11 protein-coding genes and 1 tRNA gene are annotated in these 19,057 nt (G+C 68.3%); 3 read left to right on the top strand and 9 right to left on the bottom strand.

The features are described from left to right. Positions 1–40: 40 nt before the first annotated feature. Positions 41–658 (bottom strand): hypothetical protein, encoded by a 618-nt coding sequence (locus ASC99_RS21575; protein ID WP_057234564.1) that lies wholly within the window; start codon positions 656–658, stop codon positions 41–43. Positions 659–993: 335 nt separating this feature from the next. On the opposite strand from ASC99_RS21575, the gene ASC99_RS21570 reads away from it, so the two are divergent. Beyond that, positions 994–1,191, top strand: coding sequence for a DUF5703 family protein (locus tag ASC99_RS21570; protein WP_057234600.1), 198 nt, complete (start codon positions 994–996; stop codon positions 1,189–1,191). A gap of 46 nt (positions 1,192–1,237) precedes the next feature. On the opposite strand, the gene ASC99_RS21565 is transcribed toward ASC99_RS21570, so the two are convergent. The 3 genes from ASC99_RS21565 to ASC99_RS21555 form a co-directional block, all read right to left on the bottom strand. After that, positions 1,238–2,029 (bottom strand): chaplin, encoded by a 792-nt coding sequence (locus ASC99_RS21565; RefSeq protein WP_057234562.1) that lies wholly within the window; start codon positions 2,027–2,029, stop codon positions 1,238–1,240. A 232-nt stretch (positions 2,030–2,261) separates the two neighbouring features. Next, positions 2,262–2,504: a chaplin gene (locus ASC99_RS21560; RefSeq protein WP_057234560.1), complete on the bottom strand. Its 243-nt coding sequence runs from the start codon at positions 2,502–2,504 to the stop codon at positions 2,262–2,264. 264 nt (positions 2,505–2,768) lie between these two features. Then, positions 2,769–4,088 (bottom strand): M20/M25/M40 family metallo-hydrolase, encoded by a 1,320-nt coding sequence (locus ASC99_RS21555; RefSeq protein ID WP_369824392.1) that lies wholly within the window; start codon positions 4,086–4,088, stop codon positions 2,769–2,771. Positions 4,089–4,317: 229 nt separating this feature from the next. Here ASC99_RS21555 and ASC99_RS21550 point away from each other — a divergent pair. Continuing rightward, positions 4,318–4,405 (top strand) — tRNA-Leu (locus ASC99_RS21550). A 581-nt stretch (positions 4,406–4,986) separates the two neighbouring features. Further along, entirely contained in the window at positions 4,987–6,642 is a 1,656-nt protein-coding gene (locus ASC99_RS21545) for an N-6 DNA methylase (protein WP_057234558.1), read from the top strand. Positions 6,643–6,651: 9 nt separating this feature from the next. On the opposite strand, the gene ASC99_RS21540 is transcribed toward ASC99_RS21545, so the two are convergent. The 5 genes from ASC99_RS21540 to ASC99_RS21520 all read right to left on the bottom strand — a co-directional run bounded on the left by ASC99_RS21540 (position 6,652) and on the right by ASC99_RS21520 (position 19,023). Beyond that, positions 6,652–8,787 (bottom strand): UvrD-helicase domain-containing protein, encoded by a 2,136-nt coding sequence (locus ASC99_RS21540; protein ID WP_057234556.1) that lies wholly within the window; start codon positions 8,785–8,787, stop codon positions 6,652–6,654. A 40-nt stretch (positions 8,788–8,827) separates the two neighbouring features. Continuing rightward, positions 8,828–10,039, bottom strand: a complete 1,212-nt coding sequence (locus tag ASC99_RS21535) for an McrC family protein (protein WP_057234555.1) — start codon at positions 10,037–10,039, stop codon at positions 8,828–8,830. After that, positions 10,036–11,850: a DUF4357 domain-containing protein gene (locus tag ASC99_RS21530; protein WP_057234553.1), complete on the bottom strand. Its 1,815-nt coding sequence runs from the start codon at positions 11,848–11,850 to the stop codon at positions 10,036–10,038. The genes ASC99_RS21535 and ASC99_RS21530 overlap by 4 nt, the downstream gene beginning before the upstream one ends. 112 nt (positions 11,851–11,962) lie before the next feature. Continuing rightward, positions 11,963–16,111 (bottom strand): DNA methyltransferase, encoded by a 4,149-nt coding sequence (locus ASC99_RS21525; RefSeq protein WP_057234551.1) that lies wholly within the window; start codon positions 16,109–16,111, stop codon positions 11,963–11,965. After that, positions 16,111–19,023, bottom strand: coding sequence for a DEAD/DEAH box helicase (locus ASC99_RS21520; protein ID WP_057234549.1), 2,913 nt, complete (start codon positions 19,021–19,023; stop codon positions 16,111–16,113). The genes ASC99_RS21525 and ASC99_RS21520 overlap by 1 nt, the downstream gene beginning before the upstream one ends. Positions 19,024–19,057: the final 34 nt, after the last annotated feature.

Below are 19,057 nucleotides of genomic sequence, written 5' to 3'. Positions count from 1 at the left end.
CCACAACGGGCCCCACCCCCTCCGCGCTGTGCCGTGGTGGCTACTCCTCGTCGAGCGCGTCCAGGTCGTCGTCGTAGACCTCACTGACGTCGAAGCGGCAGATCAGCAGCTGCGGGTCAGCCCCGTCGAAGGGCTCCGGCAGCCACTCCCCCGGGTCGGACGGCTCGGTGGCCGCGACCCAGAGCGTCGAGTCGCCCTCCTCCAGGCCGAACTCCTCGCAGCGGGCCGCGATCTCGTCCGGCTCGTACTCGCCGAACAGCACGCCGATCGCGGCGTTCACCGCGCCACCCGCCGGGTCGCCGCCCGGGGTCAGCGAGTCGTCCACCTGCTCGGCCTGCTCGCGCAGCCGCTTCGGGTCCGTCACCAGGTAGTCGCGGCGGATCAGCACGCTGATCGCCTCGGGCTGCTCCGGGCCCGAGTACCCGCCCGTGCCCTCGTCGCCGGGCACCTCGAACGGGGTGACCTCGTCATAGACCTCGTACAGGATCTGGTCGTAGGCGATAGCCGCCGCAGCGAGCTCCTCGTAGGCGCCGGCCACGGCGGGATCGTCCGCTGTGGTGGGACCGGAGACCGCGGCCAGGTGGCGGTCGATGGCGGACTTGACCGCCTCGGCGGCGGCCCGTACGTCGATGATGGAGTGCTGCGCGGCATCAGACATGGTGCTGACGCTATCTCCCCCCGGGCACAACACGCACAGGGGTTGCCGTCTACTTCCGGGAATTCACCGCAACTTCCGCCCGGATGTCCGGTCCGGGCGGATCTGTACCGCGCCCGGACCGGCTCGTCCGCCTCCCCCAGCGGGCGCGTCGCAGCTGCCGTGGCGGGGTATCTCGTCAGTGGTACGAAAACTGATTGACTGTCAGCCGCGCCCACCTCAGGCTCGGCAGACGTGGCAGGCAGGCCCGGTGGGCCGAGCAAGCCCTGGTTGTCGCAGGCAGGTCGTACCCTTGCCTGCACGCGTCCTGCAGGAGGAGAGTCTTGACCCCACCCAAGCTGGTTCGGCAGCCGGAGTACGAGTACCAGTCGCTCAGCATCCCGCGCGGCACCAGCCGCAACGCGGCCAGGCAGCTGCTCACCGAGCACGCCGAGTACGGGCACTGGGAGCTGGACAGGCTCAAACTCTTCCCGGACGGTCGGCGGACGGTCCGGCTGCGCCGCCGCATCATCCGGCAGGTCCGCAGCACCTGGTGACCTGCGGGGGCGAGCCAGGCCCGCCCCCGCGCCATGACCGGGACTCTCAGACGCCGACCCGCGAGCGGCGGTAGAGCACGCCGCCGCCGAGCAGCAGGGCCGCACCGGCGACGGTGATCAGCTGCAACCCCTCCGAACCGGTCTGCGCCAGCTGCGCCCGGCTCACCCCGACGGGCGCAGCGGCCGGCGCCGGCGGCGGGGTCTCGGTGTACGAGGCGGGCTGGGCCACGGCCGCCGCCGGGGTGCCGATCTCCTCGGCGCCGGGCAGGCCGCCACGGCCGGCGCCGTGGCCGGCGCCGCCGGTCTCGCCGGCCGGCGGGGTGGTGCCGGGCGGCTGGGTGCTCGCGGGTGGCGGCGGGTTGTGCGTGCCGGGCGGGCAGTCCTCGTCCTGGGCGGGCGGCGGCGGGGTGGCGATGTTGCCGCAGTCGTTCCCGAAGGCGGGGTTGCCGATGCCGACCACGTTGACCGAGTCGCCACAGGCGTTGATCGGCACCGAGACGGGGGCGTGGATGTTGTTGCCGGAGGCGACGCCCGGCGAGTTGGTGGCGCTGCCGTGCGCCTCGGCGCCCCGGGTCTCGGCGCCCTTCCCATGGCCCGAGCTGTTGGCGCAGTCGTTGCCCATCGCGGGATTGAGCAGGCCGACAACGCTCACCGTGTTGCCACAGGCGTTGACCGGGATGTCCACCGGCGCCTGGATGTTGTTGCCGGACCCGACGCCGGGCGAGTTGGTGGCGGCCCCCTGCGCGTCCGAGCTCGCGTAGGCGTAGCCCGACGCCGAGGCCAGCACGCTGCCGGTGGCGACTGCGGTGAGGATGCCCCTCTTTGCGACCTGACGCATGTACTCCCCTGATGAGTTGTGATTGTCGGAATTCCTGACACGGTCTTCCCCTGTACACCGAACAACGAGCTGACGGGTTCTCCGGTTGAGCCGAACGCGCCCTTTCACTCCATCGAGTGACGCCCCCGACCCCTTCCGCCCCCGGACATGCCGACGGACCCCTGGCTGCCGCCAGGGGTCCGTCGGTGTCACACGCTCAGCGGTCGATCCGGCCGGAACGGCCGGTGACTGCTCAGAAGTTGGCGCAGTTGTTGCCGAACGCCGGGTTCAGCAGGCCGATCACGCTGACGGTGTTGCCGCACAGGTTCACCGGCACGTGCACCGGAACCTGGACGTTGTTACCGGACAGCACACCGGGCGAGTTGGTCGCGAAACCGTTCGCGGCCGCGCCACCGTGAGCGGCGGCGGCGCCCGCACCCGCGAGCACCAGACCACCGGTGGCGGCGGCGACTGCGACGATCTTCTTGACCTTCATGGGTATTCCTCCTGGTCGATTCCTGTGTCCCACAGGCCGTTGTTCCGGCCTGCATATGGGTGAACGACGCTGGGCCGAACGGGGTACGGAGTGGATCACCCATTCACTCTCAACGGTGACAACTCGTACACACAGTCGGCCAGTTGACTAACGGAGGAATCCTTTCTGCACCCGGCGTTTCACCGTTCCGCTCGTCATTAGCTCCGACAAGCGGACGGCCCACCTCCGGGAACCCCGGGGGCGGGCCGTCCTGCCGACCACGACTCAGCAGGCGTCGATGAACCGGTCCAGCACCCGGACGCCGAACTTCAGGCCGTCCACCGGCACCCGCTCGTCCACGCCGTGGAACATCCCGGCGAAGTCCAGCTCCGGCGGGAGCTGCAGCGGCGCGAAGCCGAAGCAGCGGATCCCCAGGTCCTGGAAGGACTTCGCGTCCGTGCCGCCGGACAGGCAGTACGGCACCGCCCGGGCGATCGGGTCCTCGGCCTGCAGGGCCGACTGCATCGCCTCCACCAGCGCACCGTCGAAGTCGGTCTCCAGTGCCTTGTCGTAGTGCAGGCTCTCCCGCTTCACCCGGGGCCCGAGGACACTGTCCAGCTCGGCCAGGAACTCCTCCTCGTGGCCGGGCAGGAAGCGCCCGTCCACGTGCGCGGTGGCCTGGCCGGGGATCACGTTCACCTTGTACCCGGCACCGAGCATGGTCGGCTGGGCGGTGTTGCGCAGCGTGGTGCCGATCATCTTGGCGATGCCGCCGAGCACCCGGAGCGTCTCGTCCATGTCGTTCGGGTCGAGCTTCACGCCCAGCGCGTCCGACAGTTCGTCCAGGAAGGCCTGCACCGTCTTGGTGATCCGGAGCGGGAAGGTGTGCTTCCCCAGCCGGGCCACCGCCTCGCACAGCTCGGTGATCGCGTTGTCGTCGTTCGCCATCGAGCCGTGCCCGGCCCGGCCCTCGACGGTGAGCCGCATCCAGTGCATGCCCTTCTGCGCCGTCTCCACCAGGTACAGCCGCACCTGGTCGTTGACGGTGAAGGAGAAGCCGCCGACCTCACCGATCCCCTCGGTCACGCCCTCGAACAGGTCCGGGTGCTTGTCCACCAGGTAGCGGGCGCCGTACGTGCCGCCCGCCTCCTCGTCCGCCACGAAGGCCAGCACCAGGTCGCGCGGGGGCTTGCGCCCGGTCCGCAGCCGGTCGCGGACGACGGCCAGCGTCATCGCGTCCATGTCCTTCATGTCCACCGCGCCACGGCCCCAGACGCAACCGTCCGCGATCTCGCCACCGAACGGGTCGTACGTCCAGTCCGCCGCGTTGGCCGGCACCACATCGGTGTGGCCGTGGATCAACAGCCCTGGCCGCGAACGGTCCTCGCCCTCGATCCGCACCACGGTCGAGGCCCGGCCCTTGGCCGACTCGTAGATCTTCGGCTCCAGACCGAACTCCGCCAGCTGCTCCGCAACGTACTCCGCCGCCTTGCGCTCCCCGGGACCCGAACCGTCACCGTAGTTACTGGTGTCGATCCGGATCAGGTCGCGACAGATCTCGGCGACCTCCGACTCAGCCGTCACCTTCGCCTCGCTCACGGTCACTCCTCGTCGTCTCGCCCACCCGGCGCACCTCCACGCCACCCCGGCACCCAACACCGGGGCCCTGCGGGCACGGTTCCGCCATCCTCCCCCAGGACCCGCCCCACCCCAAGGCCATTCCCCCGGATCCAAGCCGCAGGGCCCCTGCCAGGGACGGTTTTGGGTCCTGGTGCCGTTCCTTGCTACAGTTACACATGTCGACGCGGGCAACGGGCCGCGAAGACAACACCCGGTCCGGGTGGCGGAATGGCAGACGCGCTAGCTTGAGGTGCTAGTGCCCTTTATCGGGCGTGGGGGTTCAAGTCCCCCCTCGGACACCAGGCAAGACCCCACTTCACGTGGGGTTTTCTTGTTTTGCGGGCTCCGTGCAGCGGTCGCGTGACCCACCGCGTGACCCACAGGAATGATCTTGCTATAGATCAGGGCAGCACCACCCATGCGCCGCGCACTATCAGCGGGCCAGCTTCACAGCCCCAGCCTTGCTCCGATGCCCGTACTTCGTCATCGTGCAGCCGGGCGAGTGGTGCTGCACGTTCGCCGACACCTCCACCGGATTCCCCCCCCGCGTCCAGATCGCTGCTGATCCGGCTGTGCCGCCAGTCGTGAATCCGGAAGTCCCTGGTGAGCCTGCGCAGCCGGAAGGTGCTGCCCTCCTCCCCCACCCATTCCAACTCGATGGCACCCCGGTCCCAGCGGAGGACCATGGTGGCAGGGACCGCACTTGCTGCTGCCATACGGAGGCGACGAACCGTGACGTGTCGGTGTCGTCCACCCGCTCGGCCTCCGACGGCCGCATGGACGGCTCAGTCACACGTAAACGACATCCTTCACAAATAATCCGTGTACATCGCCAACACGCTGGACCTTGGATTCACTTTCTCTTGCCGTGTACGGTGGCGCTATGAAGGAGGACACTCGCCCTGCCACCGATCCGCTGATCACCGGAGCCGAGATCGCTCGACTGGCCGGCGTGACCAGGGCCGCGGTCTCCAATTGGCGGCGGCGCTACGAGGACTTCCCCGCGCCAGCCGGGGGCGGGGCAACCAGCCCACTGTTCGACCTCGCCGAGGTGCGGACCTGGCTCGCCAGACAGCACAAAGGGCAGGACGTGTCCGACGACGTCAGGCTGTGGCAATCCCTTCGGGGGACTTACGGGGACGACATAGTCAGCGGTCTCGTGGCGGTGGGTCGACTCCTCGCACACGGCGCGCCGCCAACGGGCCTCGCATCCGAAATCGTCGGTCAAGCTCTGGAGATCGTAGACCGGACCTCGAAGGCCGAGCTGATCACCGCTCTCACCGAGCGCTTTCTCGACGCCACCCGCCGCACCGGATCCGACCAGGTCTCCTCCCCTGCAGTCATCCGTGCAGTGCGGCATTTCGCGGGCTCCGTCCCCACGTCGGCGCGCATCCTGGACCCTGCCTGCGGAATTGGCGCCCTACTTCTCTCCATCGGCCCCACTGCCGGGCCAACCCGGCACGGCCAAGAGGTCGATGCGTCGATGGCGGAGTTCGCCCGGCTCCGCGCCGGTCTTACCAACCGCGTGCCCACCGACATCCGGAACGGCGACTCGCTCCGCGACGACCAGTGGAGCGACTTCAAAGCTGATCTGGTCATCTGCGACCCGCCCGTTGCCTCGCCCGACTGGGGGCGCGAGGACCTCCTCCTCGATGCGCGCTGGGAGCTCGGGACCCCATCGCGCGCGGAGGGCGAGCTGGCCTGGCTCCAGCACGCGTACTCGCATACGGCGCCCGGAGGCAGGGCCATCATGGTGATGCCAGCCTCCGTCGCCTACCGGAAGGCCGGTCGCCGCATCCGTGCGGAGCTCGTCCGGCGAGGCATCCTCGCCCAGGTCATCGCCCTTCCGGCCGGAACCGCCACCGCCCACGCGCTGCCGGTACACCTGTGGGTGCTCCAGCGTCCCGACGGTGCCGCGCCGACGGCAGTCCGTATGGTCGATCTCACCGCGAACGCTCCGGACGCGCCCCTCGACCCCGAACCCGGCCAGGTCGTCGATGTCCCGCTCATCAACCTCCTCGACGACACCGTCGACCTCACCCCCGGCACTCATGTCGGTGCCGCACGGCGCGACTACATCAGCGACTACGTGGCGCTGCGCCGACAGGTGCAGGAGCAACTTCGGGCGCTCAACGACCTGTTGCCCCTCCTACTTCCCGGCAACAGCCTCGGCACGCTCGACACCGCGTCCGTCAGCATCGCCGACCTCGCCCGGGCCGGGCTCGTCGAGTACTCCGAGAGCGGGCCCCTCTCCGTCAGCGACCAGCTCGACACCGACTATCTGAAGGGTTTTCTGGTCGGCCCCGCCAATCGGCGCCGCTCCACCAGTGCCAGCGGCACCTACCGTCTCGACGCGCGCGGTTCCCGCATTCCGCAGATGGGCATCGAGGAGCAACGTCGTTACGGGACCGCGTTCCGCGCGCTTGAGGAGTTCGAGGACTGCACCAGGCAGCTCGCCGCACTCAGCGAACAAGCCGCCACACTCGCCCGTGAAGGGCTCACCAACGGCGGCCTGTACCCGAGGAGCAACGGCGACTGACCCCTCCGGTCACCCTCGCGCGGGCAGGAATCCGCTCGGCGCTCCGCTCCAGGAGACGGCGAGTGCCTCCCGAGCCCGCGTGCAGGCCACGAACAGCAGGCACCGCTCGCGCAGCAGGTCCGTCTCGTACTGGAGCCTGTCCACCTCGACCGGAGTGATCTCGCGGGCGAAGGGCATCGCACTGGCCGTCGCCCCGAGGACTGCCACCGCCCGGAACTCCAGACCCTTCATGGCGTGCATGGTCGCAAGCCGCACGCCGTCTGTGTGGGGAGCGGGGTTGTCCCGGACCCGTACTGCCGGCACACCGGCGGCGGACAGCCTGTCGTGGACCTTGTCGAGAAGCAGATTGAAGCGCGCGCAGACCCCGATCTCGGCCGGGCGGATACCCTGGGCGATCCAGCCCTGCACCCGTTCCACAAGGGCGGCGACCTCGGCCTGCTCGGAGCCGTGACCGTCGACGTGCGGCCTACGACCGTGCAGCAGCGACCGGTAGCCGGCGAGGCTGTCGTTCCCGTCGCCGCCGAGGTCCTCGACCGGGGCCGGGCCGAGAATGCCGGTGGACCAGCCGAGGATCTCCTCCGTGCTGCGGTAGTTGATGCGCAGACGGCTGCTGCGGCCCTTGACGGTAATCCCGAGCGATCCCAGCGACACCCGGGAGTCGTAGATGCGCTGGTGCGGGTCACCGGCGATGAACAGGTCGTCCGGGCCGGACGCGGCAGCCGCCCGCAACACCCTCCACTGCGCGGGGTGGAGGTCCTGCGCCTCGTCGACCACCACGTGGTCGTGGCGCGCCCCGGCCTCGTCGAGCAGTCGGGCCGCCTCTGCGCACACCTGAAGATGTGTCACGCCGCCATGTGCGTTCAGCTCCGTGCCGAAGAGCTCCACGGCCGACCAGAGCAGCTTCCGCCGCAGTGGCATCAGCGGCGTTCCCCGCCCGCGCCGGTCGGCGGCGAGATAGTCCTCCAGGGTCCGCAGGTCGTGGGCGAGCACCACGTTCCGGTACTCCTGAGCGAGGAACTGCTCGGTCCACGGCAGGTCGAGGCGCTTCCTGACGCGCTGCCAGATTTGCCGCTCCTCCTGGTCGCCGATCGGGGCGGGCACCCGGCCACCAAGCTCGGTGGCGATCCGGTGCGCGTAGGCGTTGACCGTCGTCACGTCGACCCGGGCAAGCTGCCTGTCGTCACCATCGAGGAGCTGCGCCAGATTCTCGCGCAGGGTCGCGGCGAGCGCATTGGTGTAGGTGGTGAGCAGGACGCGGGTGTCGGGCGCGCGGGACAACAGGTGTTTGACGCGGTGCAGTGCCACGACGGTCTTACCGGTACCCGGCCCGCCGGTGACCTGGACAGGCCCGGCGTAGGAGGCTCGGTAGGCGACCCGCCGCTGCGAGGGGTGCAGGAAGACCCGCCAGGCGGCGAAGGGCTTGTCCAGGATGTCGGTCAGCTCGTCGGGCCCCGAGACGAGGGTGATCCGGCTGCTGGTATTGGCGATGGCCGCTGCCAAGTCCTCGGTCGGCTCCGGGCGGACGTCGGCGGGCCGCCGTTCGAGGACGACGTCCCGGTAGACGTCCTCCGGGCTGAAATCGTCGGCCAGGAACTGCAGGACCTCGAACTGGTCTTCAGGCAGCAGCGTCCCAAAGGCCTCCAGCTGCGGCTTGTCGACGACGGTCCGCACGGCCCGCAACACCTGGTCGTCGATGCCGAGCTCACGCAACACCGTGTCGGAGTGCTTGGCGAACAGCAACGCCGGAGCAGCCTCCGCGGCCTTCTCCAGCGCTGGTGTCAACTGCTCGATGGCGATTACGTTGCGGACTTCCAGGGCCCGCGTCGCCGTGTTGACGGTATAGAGCCGTTTGGCCGCCCAGGTGTAGGCGTCGTCGTGCGGCACCACGTTGATCAGGAGGAAGACGTCACTGCCGTCGTCTGGGGCGAGGACGACGCCGCGCCAGAAGTCGTTGATCCTGATGGTGCGCATCCGCGGATCGCGCGCCTTCTCCACCGACTCCAGGTGCAGGCCCTTGTCGGCATGCAGCTCAGGCACGGTGAGTTGCTGGAACTTCGCCATCGCCTTGCGCACGCCAGATTTCACCGGCCTCTCCAGGATGTCGTAGCTCTCCCAGAAGCTGTTCGCGAACGCGAGCTGCGGCACCTGCGGACTCCCTACCCCCTGGCGGACGTTCCGATCGTGATCATACCGTCCCGTCAGGCGCCATCTGCCGTGCCAATGAACGAACTTCGCCCAGCAGCTCGGTCGGCGGCCGGTCGAGGTCCAGCGCATGTTGGTGGATGACGATGCCCGCGTGCCGGACCCGGTGAGCCGCGTGCGGGGCGTTCCCCTTCGCGTACACGAGGTGCCCCTCCGGCAAACCGAGGGCAGTGCAGTAGGCGAGCATCTGGTAGAGGTCGCTGTCCGGGTAGCCGTCGGATTTCTGGGCCTTGTACTTGGCGTCGGCCACCGCCTGCGGACTGCCCTCCACCCCGTACAGCACGAAGTCAGGCCTCATCCGAATCCGGGCCGCTTCGTCGAGATGGTGCGGGTCCTGAAGGCGGCAGGCACGGCCCGAGCCCCGGTACGCCTCGCGCAGGGCGACCGTCACGAAGTCCTCGAAGAGCTTGTTCATATTGAACAGGAAGCCGTCGATGCGCAGTTGACCGGCGAGGTGCTCGGGTGAGGAGCCATCCAGCACGACGCGGGCTAGGCGGAGCGCATGGTGGTATCGGGAGTTGAGCCGCGTGGGGTGCCAGGCCGGGAGCAGCTGGCCGCGTACGAGCGGAGTGATGTCGGCGAGGCGGGCGCGCTGGTGCAGCAGGCGGCGGCGTACGTCGCGCGGCACGCCGGGGAGGCGGAGCAGCCGGTCGACGGCGGCCCGCAGGATGCGGTTCTCTGCGATGTCGATGGTGAACTCGTCGTAGGCGATCTCGACCGGCAGGGTCGCGCCGAACCGGCGGCGGATCTGCTCCGCCTCCCGGATGCGGCCCCGGACGACGAGTGAACTGTCCTCGACGGCGCGGTAGCCCTGTAGGAGCCCCTGACGCAGCGCCATATCGACCTGGCGCTCCACCGCGTGGGCGAGCGCCGGCAGGAGGTCGTCGTGTTCACCGACCTCTATCTGGCCGTCCCGCCAGCCATGCGGGTTGAGGCTGTAGCCGATCAGGAAGAAGAGCCGAGCGATGGGCACCTTGGGGGTAATCCGTACGGTCACATGGGCACCGCCCGACACGTCCAGGGCCACCGCGCCGACCTTGCTGCCCGCGCGGAGCATCCAGCGACCCGTGACGTACGGGTCAGGGGCGGCTTCGACGATGCGGGAGGCGGCAAGGGCCCGGCCGACGGCGTCCGAGAGCGGACGGCTGACGGCCGGGGCGTGCTCGACCAGGTCGACGACGACGGCGTCCGTCACGCGAGGGAATCCCGGAGGGTGGCAAGGCCGTACCGCTGCTCGACGTCCATGCCCTCCCCGTAGTGGTACTCCTCCAGCAGCGGGAGGATCTTCGTCCGCCAGGTGCGCTCCAAGCCGCCCTCCCGGTAGACGCCCGGCTTCATCAGGTAGGAGGGCCCGATCCGGAAGTCGTGGTCGTCGATCCGGGAGTTGAGCGCGTCCAGCAGGTCGGCCGGCTCGGCATCGTGGCCCTTGGCGGCGAGCCAGCGCCGCAGCAGGCCGCTGGTCGGCTCGATGCGCGGCGACAGTTCGACGAACGCGAACCGGCGCCGCATCGCCGCGTCGACCAGGGCGATCGAGCGGTCGGCGGTGTTCATGGTGCCGATCACGAACAGGTTCGGCGGAAGCGCGAAGTCGTCGCCCGAGTAGGTGAGCCGCACCGACTTGTTGCGGTACTCCAGCAGGAAGTACAGCTCACCGAAGACCTTCGCCAGGTTGGCCCGGTTGATCTCGTCGATGATCAGAAAGTGCGGGACGTGCCGGTTCCCTTCGCGGGAGGCGAGATCGGCCAACTCCCGCAATGGTCCGGCGGTCAGCCGGAAGGCGACCTCGCGCGTCTTCGGGTCTTCCTTGGGGCGGAAGCCCTCGAAGAAGTCCTCGTAGGCGTAGGAGGGATGGAACTGCACAAGCTTGACCCGCTCGGGCCCGCCACCGAGGAACTCCGCAAGCTTCAGGGCAAGGTGCGTCTTGCCGGTGCCCGGCGGCCCATAGAGCACCAACTGGCGGTCGTCCCAGAGGAGATCACGCACCTCCTGCAGCCAGCTCAGATCGTGGACGAGCAGGTCGTCGGCGAGCTCAGCGGTCGGCGCGGGGAGCTCCACCTCGCGGCGGGCCGCGATGGCCGGGATCTCCACGGACGGGTCGCGCTCGGTCACCTCGGCCGTCTCGGTGAGGTCCTCGTCGCTCAACCCGAGCCCGGCCAGCAAGGCCTGCACTGCCGTCAGATCGACGACATCGTGCTGCACGGACAGCTTCTGCTGCAGCTCCTCGGGCAGCTCCTCGTACGCGTACCCGGAGCTCTGCCACTCGACCGGCCGACGCAGGTTGGCTCGCCCGTCCTCAGAGACCGTCTGCTCCACGGGCCCGGTCACCTCGCCCACGTACAGCTGCCCTGCCGAGATGGTGCACACGGTGTCCCCGGGCTTCATTCGGGACAGGAAGGCGTGCAACTCCTCCAGCAGCTCTTGCTTCTGACTGTACGTCGCCGTGGACTCGTAGTCCTCATGGACGAAAGTGCGCAGCTCGTCCTTGCTCGTCCCCTGCTCGACCCCCTGCCGCAACCGGGACGCGGAGAGGGTGACCCGGTTCTCGGGAAGCCAGAGCCGCTGGACGAGATCGAGCCCGGAGACATTGGAGCCACGGACGAGCCAGGCGCGATTGGGGCCGGACCAGACTCCCGCCATGAAGTCCGACAGCGGCGCCCCGTCTTCGGTCTTCCACCACACCCAACCATTGCGGGGAGCACCCACCAGGAGCTCCGCAGCGAACGAGGGTGACCCGCACTCAACGTCCTCGGACAGCTCCAGCCACCCCGGCCAGCGATCGGAGGGGCGCAGCACACCGGTGGCCTGGAGCTCCTCCCGCCGCCGGAAAGTGCCACTGAAGTGCTTCTTGAACGAGGGCATCACATGGTTGCGAGCCGGCGAGCCGGCGCGGAGTAGGAACTTACGGCTCCCGTTCGTCCCCACCTCATCCAACAGGACGCCACGCGCCCGGTCGATGTCGTCGCCGTTCGGCAACCGCAGCTGGAACTCCTGGTGCTCATCGGACACCGGTCTCTGCTCCCGTCACTTGCGTTCAAAGACACTGTGGGCACCCGTAGCGCCCCGAACTGACGGCACCTCACCTCGGTGGGCCCCCATCCATTTGACATGGGTATAGCGGTCAGCTGTCGCTCCCAGCGGCAGGCTTGGCCTCGTGGCGGGGTCCCTGGCCCGGGGGTGGGGTGAGGGCGGAGTCGAAGTTCTCGCCATCCATGAGCGAGACGGCGAGGGTGACCCCGGCAGTGGCCATACGGTCGTAGGCGGCGAGGACCAAGTTCTTCGTTCGGTAGGTGCCGTACTTGGCGATCTCGTTGTTCTTGAGACCACCGCCCGAGTCGGATTGGAAGGTTTCCAGGATGTAATCGGCATCGTCGCGGCTAATGCCGTAGAGGTGGAAGAAGTACGCGTCCAGCTCGGCGCGGATCTGGGCGCGGCGGGTCTCGTCCCAGCGGAAGGGAGCGCCCGTGTCGCCGAGGTCGCGGGCGAGGGGGGTCATGTCGTGAGCGGTGTAGACGAGTTCGAGGACGCGCGAAGTGATGAACGGCGCGTGTGGGGTGAGGGCTTCGGGTGTGGGGACGGGGAGCTGCTTCCAGATGAAGAGCTTCATATGGGCATCGCTGATCTTCTGCCGGCTCACGAAGTCGAAGACCAGCGAGCTCTGGGCCGCGACGAGAGCCACGGCGAGAGCCGGAGAGACGCGGGGGAGCATGAGGGGATAGGTATGCCCAACTGCTGCGCGTGGGAGGAGCGCCGGGATGGCCGTGCGCTCATCCGTGGTGCGACACACATCCCGCCAGCCGCAGAGCCATCCCCTGTCCCAACCCACGTCCCTCAGGCGTAGCGTGATGCCAGGGACCTTGACCGCTTTGCCATTCCTCACTGTCGGAATCCATCCGTCCTCCGCGATCCAGTAACGGGGGTCGGCAGCTGCCTCAGCGTCCTGCTTCTCAGCAAGACCTAGCCGGCGGCGCTCCTCATTGCCTGTGCCGTGATAGGAATTCCAACGATGGTCGAAGTGATGGGCCATCTTGCCCTCGTACAGTGGAAGCATCCGCTCCTCATCCCGAGCGAAGACGTTACCGTAGAGCTCCCAGCCCTCAGCCTCCAACTCCTCCCGCGTACGGAAGAGGTCGGAGTCGTCGGTCATGTCGAAGAGGCGCTTGAAGCTTGCGCCCCAGGGGTTACCGTTTTTCTCACTCTCGTTCCACAGGACCGGGATATGGCGATAGATCGCCGCCGTGAGGTCGGCGTCGCGGCGGGTTCGGAAGATCGGCAGCGTACCGCTATTTGGGTTGATGAAGACAATCTCGTCAGGGCTCAGCGAAAAAACGCGATCGGTATCGTCAAGGTCGATAGTGTCTTCGAGGAAGAAGGCAAACTTCGCTACGGGTTCATGCAGACTCCGACCGGTCAAGGAGAAGAGGCAGAACTTATAGCTAGAGTGCACCCCAACGAAGAGCGGCTTGCGATTCTCAAAGTCGTACAGGGAGGTGATAACACCGCGCCTGGTGAAGTCGCTGAAGAGATGTTGCGCACCCGCGCCGGTCGCAATGGCGGTGGGGACGATGCATCCGAGCCGGCCCTCAGACGCCGCAATGGAGGCGAAACGCTCGACAAAGAGCTGGTCGGTCTGGAGCGAATTGACGCCCTTGACCGTGAGGCCTTTACCACACAGCGGAAATGCGCCGGACCCGCCCGCGAAGAGGAAAGTGGACTTCACCTTTCTCCGCTCGGCGCGGTAGTGCTCACCAGCCTCGGGGTCCTCCGTCTCCCACTCGGAGATGCGATTGCGTCGCGCCGTGCCGGCGATCGCGGCGATCGACGGCTCCACAACGCTGAAGTACTTTTTGTCCTCGAAGTCGACCTTGTCCCATGGGGGGTTGCCGACTACACAGGAGAAGCCGCCTGCCCAGCCAGTCACCCGGTCCACGTCATCTCCAGTACCGTTGCCATCTTCCGGAACGCTGAAGACCTCGGGGAACTCCAGGTGCCAGTGGAAGAAGCGGTACTCAGCACTAAGCCGCACGATCTCGTCGTGAGTCGCCGTTGAGGCAGCGGTCGCCTGCGGGTCCTCAAGAGCGCGGAACAGGTCGTGAGTGATGGCAGGCGGCGCATCCTTTGTCTTGTGCCACATGAACGCGGCGCACCAGGCGTCCGCCACGTGCAGCGCCTGCACGTACGCCGACGAGGTCTCCCAATCGCGATACGCAGACGCCTGACGATGGACATCCGATAGCGTGTCAGCCCGGGCATCCGTAATCCGGCGCAGGTCGGACGCGAAAACCGTGTTTGCCACCTTCGTCTCGACCGCCAGGTCGAAGAGCCCGCCCTGCCCCTTGCGCTCCTCGGTGTTCTGCTTCTCTAGGAACGTGGCGTACTTGGGGTCGTCCCCCTCCACCGCCTTGAACGCCTTGCTCGGAATGCCATCCCGCATCAGAGCGGGCGTCGCCCCGATCAGCCCGTTGCCGAGCTTGACGTGCGCGTCGAGGAAGCCCAGCGGCTTGCCCGGCTCCAGGGCCTCCAACCACAGTGAGACCTTTGCAAGTTCGACAGCCATGGGGTTGAGGTCCACACCGTAGATGCACCGCGCGATGACCTCGTGCAGAGCGTGCCGGACCGCGACCGGCGTCGGCTCTGGATTGCTCTCCCGCACAGCCGCGACCCGCTTGGCGATCCGGCGGGCGGCTGAGACGAGGAAGTGGCCGGAGCCGCAGGCCGGGTCACAGACCGTCAGGGACAGCAACTCGCCGACGATCACCTCGGAGGCATCCGACTGTCCGGCCGCTGCGGCCCGTTGCTCGCCGCGCTTCTGTGCGTCGTCGATGACCGGGTCGAGTGTTGAGTCGAGCAGGGTCTCGATGAGCGAGCGGGGGGTGTAGTACGAGCCGGTCTTCTTGCGGTCGTTGCCCAGCCGGTTGACCAGCTCGAAGGTGCTCTCGGTGGCGCTGTGCTTGGGGACGAGCTCCAGCAGCGACTCGTAGATGGAACCGAGCTCCTCGGAGCCCATGTTGCGGTAGTCGACCGGGCGCCAGCGGGCGGAGTTCGTGTCCCGTACGCGCGAGAGGTGACGCACTGCCTCCAGCAGGTACGTGTTGGAGAGCGACAGGCCCCGGAGCGGGCTGTCCGCGTCAGTGTCGTCAAACAGGCCACCCAAGCCCGGCAAGCCGAGCTCCGGACGCCCGTTCTCGTCACCGAGGGCATCGAGCACAAGTTTCAGGGACTGGTAGAGGTCGGCGTGCGCCGTACCGCGGCGGCGGCCGGCCTGACGTCGCAACCGGCCGGAGGAGAAGTAGGTGGCATAGCGTCGCCGGGCTTCCTCAGCGGCCGTGGGCGGGTGCAGAGCATCCCTGTCCTCGGCCACGAACAGGAAAATCAACCGGTAGGCGAGGCGCAGCAGCGCAGCGTGGAGAGCCTTGACATCGAGATCCTTGCGCAGGGCCGCGTTGTCCCGATGCTTGAGGAAGCCGGTTCCAAGGGTCGTGATGGCCCGCTGGACACCGTCACGGTGGTGGTCCAGAGCTCGCGTCCCCGACACGATGGCCTCGGTGCGCCACTTCTCCAGCCAGCACCCGGACGGCGCCGCACCCTCCCCCACTTCGAAGCGGGAGACGTGCAGCAGCCGGTACAGCAGCACGAACTCGCTGAACAGCTCGCCGTCGAAGATGGCCTCAAGGTCGAATTCCACGTACGAGGCCGTGGCCAGCGCACTGGAGTCCCGGAGCAACCGGAGCTGCCGACCATTCGTCAGAACCGCCCACAGGTGGGCCTCGGCACGGTTCAGGCACTCCTGGACCATCGACTGCGGCGGCACGGTGCCGGCACCGCCCGGGCGCTTGTCGAGGTCGGCGTTCCAGGCCGTCAGATGGACGAGCGCGTTCTGCCAGCGGTGGCTGATCGGGAAGAGCTTCCCGGGGTCGCTGTCGGCCGGGAGGCCGGCCGCGCCGACGGCAGTGAGGCGGCCGAACCCCAGCTCGGCGAAGAGCGGCTCCAGCCACTGGGCACCGGCGAGGCCGGTCGGGTCGGCGGCCGGGGCGCCCGTCTCCTCGTTCTCGGGGAGACGGACGCGCAGCTCACGCCAGATGGCCTTGAGGTAGTCCCAGTGGCGTTCGGCGTCGTCGCGCACCGAGCGGGAACCGATGACGCCGTAGTCGGCGGGCTTGGAGCCGGAGACGTCCTTGCCCTCGGAGATCCGCAGCAGTATGTCGACCGGTAGCAGGGCACCGACGGTGTGGACGGCGGAGAAGACCTGGTTGCGGGTGGTGGCGGACATCAGGCGGCTTCTCCGGTCGGCGTGGTCGCGGGCAGATAGACGTAGGCGCCGAGGACGTCGGCCGGCTTCTGTGCACTCACGCGCAGGCCTCGGACGATCTCGCCGGAAGCAGAGCGGACCCGCCGGTGGGATTCGTCGAGATCAACCGCAAGCTGATCACCGAACTCCTCCAAGTGACCTACCACATCGCTGAGTTGACCGAGGATGCGGGTCATCGTGCGCTCGCCGAAGTGCGAATCGGTGTTGCTGGAGGCCTCGGCGTCGAGCAGACCGATCGCCTCCTCCTGGGGCAGCCAGACGGCGTTCTTCGGGGCCCCCTGGAAGGCCAGCAGTCGGGCGTCCTCGGCGACGAGCTGCTTGTCCCCGGTACGGGAGGGGAGCGTCAGATGGAAGCGGTAGCGCACCAGCAGCAGCGTCGTCCGGACCTGGACGGCGTCGGTGGTGATGACACCACAACGGCGGGCCGGGCGGTTGCCGTCCGCCTGAAGGTCGAGCGCCGCGTCGAGGACGTGTCCGGCCAGCGCACCGACGACCGGGTCGGTGCGGACCAGGGCGGCTTCGCCGCGTGCCACCGCCGGGTCGGTGCGGAACGAGATCGGCTTGCCGATCTCGACGGCGTCACCGCCGACGACCGGTGCGAGAGCGTCGCGCAGGCCGGCTGGGGTGCCGCTCACCTCTGCGGTGAAGTCACCGTCCGAGGAGTCGCGCAGCACCCCGCCGAGCGCGTTCAGTGAGTCCCGTACGAAAGTGCGGATCTCGCCGGCGCTGCCCAAGGCGTCCCGGATGGCGCCGACTTCGCGTGCCACCTCCTGCGGATGGACGGATCGCTGGGCGAACCGGGAGCGGGACTCCTTCTCGCGTTCAGCTGCGGAGTTCCAGTCGTTCTCCAGCTGGGCGGCCTTGGCGTCGACGATGTCGTCGACCGCGAACAGGCCCTCCTGCTGGCTTTCCCTCCCCCGCATCAGGAGCCACTCGACGATTGCGTCCGTCACACCTGCTGACATCTCGTCAGGGATCGAGACCGAGACCCCGAGGTCCTTGCGAATCTGACGGTGCTTCTTGATCAGGACTTCGAGGACCTTGCCGTCGATGCCGTTGTCCGCGCCGTACAGGGTGATGACCCGGACTTCGTCCTTCTTCTGACCGTAGCGGTCGACCCGGCCCTCGCGCTGGTCATGGCGGGTCGGGTTCCAAGCGAGGTCGTAGTGGACGACGGCATCGAAATGGTGCTGGAGGTTGACGCCCTCCGACAGGCAATCGGTGGCGATCAGGACCCGGCGAGCGGCCTGGTCGACCCCGGCCTCCTCTGCGAGCCTCTCGATTCGCTCGATCCGCTGCTGCGGGGAGATGGTGCCGGTGACGGCGGCGATCTTCGTCTTGGCACCGAGCTTGCCCTCCAGCTGCTCGGCGATGTACTCCGCGGTCGGGATGTAGCGGCAGAAGACGATCGGACTGTATCCGTCGGCGAGGAGTCCCTTGAGGTGCTTGGTGAGGTCCTTTAGCTTGAGGTCACCTGCCGGTCCCTCAAGCGCTGTGGCACGCTCGGCGAGTGCGGCCAGCCGAGCACCCGCGCCGTCCGTCTCCGCTCCGGGGACCACGTCCATGCCCTCCAGGGTGTCGCTGTCGGCCGCGTCGCTGTTGAGCGGCGCGCCGAGCCGGTCGGCCTCCTCCGCGCTCGCGGCGACCGCAGCGGCCGAACGGGTCGTCAGCGTCTGGGCGGCGGCCCGCGGTGAGGAGACCAAGGAGCGCAGCAGGGCGATCGCGGACCACCAGGCGATCCTGGCCTCGCGCTTGCCCTGGGTGCCCGCGGCCTCGACGCGGTCGCTCGCGTAGGCGATGGCGTCGTCGAGCAGCGCGCGGTAGGCCGGGGAGAGCTTGTAGGTCTCGTCCTTGAAGTAGCGGTCCGAGGGGAACGCGGTCTTCTCCGTGAGGCTGTCGTCGCTGAGACCGTCCTCCTTGGTGAGGTACTGCCGCACGTCGGCCCGCTTGCGCTGTACGAAATGCTGGGCGAGCAGCTTCCGGCCGCTCTCCGCGTCGAGGTTGACGGTGGCCAGCTCGGGCTTGACCAGGCCGAGGAGGTTGCGGAAGGCGGACTCCTTGCCGCTGTGCGGGGTCGCGGTCACCAGCAGCAGGTGCCGGTCCGCGTCCTTGGCAACGCGGCGCAGCAGCTCGTACCGCAGCTGGCTCTGCGAGGACGTACTGGTGTCGTCGGCCGCGACACAGGTGTGCGCCTCGTCGACGATGACCAGGTCGGGGCAGTGACGGACGAAGTCGTCACGGTGGCGCGGGGACTTGATGAAGTCGGTGGAGACGATGACGTTCGGGTACTTGTCGAAGATCGACTGGCCGAGGTCGAGGCCGCGCTCCAGACGCGAGACGGTGGAGGAGAGGACGAGTTCGGCGTCGAGGCCGAACTTGGTGCGCAACTCCTCCTGCCACTGCTCGGCGAGCGCGGGCGAGCAGAGCACCGCAAGGCCGGTCGCCTCGCCCTGGGCGAGGAGTTCGCTCGCAATCAGGCCGGCCTCGATGGTCTTGCCGATGCCGACGTCGTCGGAGATCAGCAGCCGGACGATCTTCTGGCGCAGCGCCATCATCAACGGCACGAACTGGTAGGCGCGCGGCTCGACCGCGATTCCGGCCAGGGAGCGGAACGGACCGGCACCGGAACGGAACCCGATCCGCAGGGCCGAGCGGAGCAGACCCGCGGCGCGCTGGTCGCCCAGATCGGTCGGCGAGGGAGGCGCGAACTCGGCGCCCTTGACCTCCTCGAAGGCGGGGAAGACTGCAGCGATGTCGTCATCGGAACCGCCGAGGGGACGCAGCACAAGCATGTCCGCGGCGCTCTCGGGCAGTACGACCCATTCACGGCCGCGAGCGGTGACCAGGGAACCGGCGGAGTAGGTGAGTGTCATCAGGTGGGTCCTCGTCGAGTGGTTCGTCGGTTCC

Source organism: Kitasatospora sp. Root107 (assembly GCF_001424875.1).
GTDB lineage: Bacteria > Actinomycetota > Actinomycetes > Streptomycetales > Streptomycetaceae > Kitasatospora.
Note: the sequence above shows the minus strand (reverse complement) of the source record. Positions and strands in the feature narration are given on the sequence as shown.